This window comes from Erythrobacter sp. (assembly GCF_038133525.1).
In the GTDB taxonomy this organism is placed as follows: Bacteria; Pseudomonadota; Alphaproteobacteria; order Sphingomonadales; family Sphingomonadaceae; genus Qipengyuania.
The window spans coordinates 1-3,865 of record NZ_JAYPTL010000079.1 but is presented as its reverse complement, the minus strand read 5'-3'; the positions used below and the strand labels follow the sequence as shown (position 1 = coordinate 3,865).

Annotated in this window: 6 protein-coding genes; 2 read left to right on the top strand and 4 right to left on the bottom strand. The window is 64.3% G+C overall.

Translation table 11 applies throughout. The annotated features are described in order from the left end of the window. Positions 1 to 15: 15 nt before the first annotated feature. The 3 genes from AAFM29_RS15325 to ccmA are packed head-to-tail and all read right to left on the bottom strand — an operon-like array spanning position 16 to position 1,720. Positions 16 to 492 carry a GNAT family N-acetyltransferase gene (locus tag AAFM29_RS15325; RefSeq protein WP_341713654.1) on the bottom strand — a complete coding sequence of 159 codons (477 nt, stop codon included), beginning with the start codon at positions 490 to 492 and terminating at the stop codon, positions 16 to 18. After that, a complete protein-coding gene (locus tag AAFM29_RS15320; RefSeq protein ID WP_341713653.1) occupies positions 489 to 1,142 on the bottom strand; it encodes a heme exporter protein CcmB in 654 nt (217 codons plus the stop codon). The genes AAFM29_RS15325 and AAFM29_RS15320 overlap by 4 nt, the downstream gene beginning before the upstream one ends. Further along, complete coding sequence (gene ccmA / locus AAFM29_RS15315) at positions 1,139 to 1,720, bottom strand: heme ABC exporter ATP-binding protein CcmA (RefSeq protein WP_341713652.1); 582 nt, start codon at positions 1,718 to 1,720, stop codon at positions 1,139 to 1,141. Before ccmA ends, AAFM29_RS15320 begins: the two co-directional genes overlap by 4 nt. A gap of 122 nt (positions 1,721 to 1,842) precedes the next feature. On the opposite strand from ccmA, the gene AAFM29_RS15310 reads away from it, so the two are divergent. Then, the gene (locus AAFM29_RS15310) at positions 1,843 to 3,171 is read left to right on the top strand and encodes an APC family permease (protein WP_341713651.1); all 1,329 of its coding nucleotides are present in this window, start codon (positions 1,843 to 1,845) and stop codon (positions 3,169 to 3,171) included. Next, complete coding sequence (locus AAFM29_RS15305) at positions 3,168 to 3,458, top strand: 4a-hydroxytetrahydrobiopterin dehydratase (RefSeq protein WP_341713650.1); 291 nt, start codon at positions 3,168 to 3,170, stop codon at positions 3,456 to 3,458. Before AAFM29_RS15310 ends, AAFM29_RS15305 begins: the two co-directional genes overlap by 4 nt. A 4-nt stretch (positions 3,459 to 3,462) precedes the next feature. Here the strand turns inward: AAFM29_RS15305 and AAFM29_RS15300 are convergent. Then, on the bottom strand, positions 3,463 to 3,865 hold a 403-nt coding region (locus AAFM29_RS15300; RefSeq protein WP_341713649.1), incomplete at its 5' end, for an SDR family NAD(P)-dependent oxidoreductase.

Genomic DNA, 3,865 nt, shown 5'->3' with positions numbered 1-3,865 from the left:
CCCGTAGGCAGCGGCCTATTCTCGAATCCCGGCCGCTGGCGCTTCCGGCCATCCGTACCACACCACCGGGTGACCGCTCCTTGGATGTGGGCCTTCCCGACTGACAACCATACCGGCGCGTTCGTAGAATTTGCGCGCCCTCTTGTTGGTCGCTGCCGTATGCAGGGTGAAACCGTTCGGCATCTCGATCCTTGCTTGGTTGAACAGCCGCATCCCTAATCCCAAGCCGATTGCTTCGGGTCGAATGAACAACTGATCCAAGACAGCAATCGCGGGCTTGCAGGCGACAAAGCCCAAGACACGGTCCGACTGAGTTGCGAGTGTGACCGACCATCCACCGCACATCTCTTGATCGACCCGCACGCGTAGATCACGCTCCAACGGCATTGTTGGTGGCCCAACACCGGGCAGGCTGGCGCTTTCGTGCCAGACCCGCGCGATCTCGTCGTAATCAGAGGGTTTGGCGCGGCGGAGCTCGACCTTTTCTTTCATCCTTCCCGGGCCGCCCGGATTGCGGCGCCTGCCGCGAGCGGTGCGAGGGCGACCAGCACCAGGCTGATTGCGCCGGTCAGGGCGATTCCCCCTTCGCCGGTTGGTGAGAGCGCGCCCGCGCCGAAGATCAGGATCGGCACTGCCAATGGGATGACCATCAGCCCTGCCAGCGCTGCGCCGCCGCGCAGGCTCGCGGTGAGAGCCGCGACGGCGAGGCCGACCGCAGCCAGTCCCGGCGTTCCCGCGAGCAGGCCAAGCAGGACGGTCCGCACTGTTTCTTCGCCCAGGCCTAGCAGCGCCGCGGCTGGAATTGTTGCAAGCAACAGCAAGGGGGCGAAGGCGAGCCAATGAGCGAGCAGCCGCACTGCCATGGCCAGTTCTTCGCTCACGCCGCGCAGATGGAGCTGGTCGAACACGCCAGCCTCAAGATCGCCCGCGACGAGCTTCTCGAGCGGCAGGATCGCCGCCAACAACGCGGCAACCCAGATCACGCCACCGCCGGTCCGTGCCAGCAGTTGCGCGTCGGGCCCGACCGCGAAGGGGTAGAGCATGGCTACGGCGAGGAAGAAGAGCAGCGGCAAGACACCGCCGCCGCCCCGTCCGCCGGGAAGCAGCAAACCGAGGTCGCGGCGCAGCAGCGTGGCGATCATGCGGCATACTCCGCCAGGTCGATCCGCCGCGGCGAAGGAAGCGCGAAATCCTGGTGCGAAGCGACCACCGCTATCCCGCCGCCCTCGCAGTGCTGCGCCACCAGGCTCTCGAAAACGGCCTGCGCCTGCCGATCGAGGCCGTTTAGCGGCTCGTCGAGTAGCCACATCGGGCAGCCACGGTTGAGCAGCCTAGCCAGCGCAGCACGCTTTCTCTGCCCGGTCGAGAGATAGCGTACGGGCACGTCCATCAGAGCTTGCAGCTGCAACAGTTCGAGTGTGCGGCCGGGATCGCGGCATCCGTCGAGGCTTTCCCAGAAGGCCAGCGCCTTGCTCAGCGGCAGCGCCTCGTCGAGCGCTAGTCGCTCGTCGACCAGACCTATCGCCCCCTCGCGCTCGACCTCACCTGCGAAGGGGCGCAATAATCCGGCGAGGATGCGGATCAGGCTCGACTTCCCGATCCCGTTCGCACCGGCGATGTGCAGGGCATCGCCCGGTCCGCAATCGAGCGACAGTCCGCGAAACAGCAGCCGCTCGCCGCGGCGGCAGGCCAGGTCTTTCGCAGTCAGGCGGGCAGTCATGGCCGGAAGCGTTAGGCGGAAGGGACAAATGCGCCAAGTGCCCGATTTGCCTTGTCAACCGGACCGCATGCCGTGAGAACGGTTGAATCAGGATCGCATCTTCGGACAAGGGGGGGAAGGGGATGTCGGACAAGGGGCACCTGTTGCGGGTGCTGGGGATCGTATTCGGTCTCGCCGCCGTGGTCGGCAGTGTGGTTGGGCAGGGCATCCTGCGTGCACCCGGCGTGGTGGCGCAGGCCAGCGAAAGCCCATGGATATTGATCGCGCTGTGGGTGCTAGGCGGCATCCTCGCCGCATTCGCAGCATTGCCCTTTGCCGAACTGGGCGCGGCCCTTCCGAGCGCGGGCGGAGTCGTCGCCTTTGCCGGGCGGGCCTTCGGTCCAAAGGCACGCCTCGCGACTGCGTTCACCATGCTGCTGATGCTGATTTCTGCGCTGGCGGGCGTCGCCATCGTGGCTGGCGAGTTCCTCGTCCGGCTTGGCGTAGGAGGAGGGCGCTTTGGTCCCGGCGCACTGGCCACCTTCATGCTGGTGCTATTCTTCGTCGTGAATGCGCCGGGCACGCGCATGTCGGGGACGGTCCAGATCCTCTTTTCCGCGACCAAGGGGGTGGTGCTGATGGCCCTTGCGGTGGTGTTGTTCTCGCAGCCGGGTGTGGCACAGGCTGCAACGCCGATCGAACTGGCCCCACAAGGGTGGCTGGGTTTCGCGACCGCCATGCTGGTGATCGTTGGTGCCTATAATGGCTGGGGCGACGTGGTGGTCTACGGCGAAGAGATCGAGGATCCCGGCAAGCAGATCCCCCGTGCGATCTTTGGTGGGATCCTAGGCATCACCCTCTTGTATGTCGCGGTAAACCTGGCCTTGCTGCATCGCCTGGCGCCTGCGGAAATGGCCAGTTCCGAATTTGCGGCCGCAGACGCGGCTGGCACAGTGTTCGGCGGAACCGGTGATCTTGTCTTCACGCTATTCGGGCTCCTGTCGATCAGCGCAATCTGCAGCCTGATGATGATGACGATCAGCCGAATTACCTACGATTCAGCGCGTGAGGGGATCCTCCCCTCCTACTTCGCCACGGTCACGCCGCGCGGAACCCCGCTGCGGGCAATGACGCTGGTGGTTCTCGGATCGGCAGCCTTCCTGTGGTCGGGGACCTATCTCGCGTTGTCCTCCACCAGCACTTCGTTGTCCCAGGCAATCTTCGTTTTGGTCGCGCTGTGTTCGATGCGGCTGCGCATTACAGAACCGGGGCTTGCACGGCCCTTCAAGGTGCCATTCTTCTGGCCGCTGATGTGCCTGCTCTTGCTGCTGGATGCCGTGACGCTGGCGGTTTTCATTGCGCAGGATCCCTACTATGCGCTGCTCGGTTTCGGGCTGGTCGCTGCACTTTCGGGTGGTTACTGGCTGCTCGCCCGCATTGGGCGTGGAAGATATACGAAGGATTTGGCGTGAGCGTCGAGAAACTGACCGGTGAAGAACGTGACAGCTGGCTGGCGGCGCTGCCCGAATGGACTTTGGCCCGCGATGGCGATGCGATTGTGCGGACTTTCACCTTCGCGGACTTTTCCGAAGCCTTCGGTTTCATGACCAGGGTCGCGATTCTCGCCGAGAAGCGCGACCACCATCCCGAATGGTTCAATGTCTACAACCGCGTCGAAATCACGCTGACCACGCACGACGCAGGTGGCCTGAGCCTGCGCGACGTGAAGATGGCGCGCAAGATCGACGCTTTGATCTGACGCCCTACTTCCCCAGCGGGCGCGTCGAATTGCGGGTCTGCTTGCGCACACGGCCGGGCATCCAGCGCGTGGCGAAGGCCATTTGCTTTGCAGTCTTGCCCACCGTTGTGTGCAGGCGATCGCCATGCACCGCTTCCCAGGCCGCCTTGGCGACCTCTTCGACCGGGGTGATTTCCAGTCCCGCCTCGGTCACGCGTTCGCGGATGCCCTGGTTGGTCTGGGCGTTGGGTGTGTGATCGAGCAGCGGGGTGTCAATAAAGCTCGGCATCAGTGAGCGGACCTTGATATTGTCTTCCGCCCATTCGCCGTCGAGGCTTTCGGTGATCCCGCGTACGCCAAACTTGGTTGCCGTATAGACGCTGGCTCCGGGGGTGCCGTACCTCCCGGCGGCACTGGCAGTATTGAGC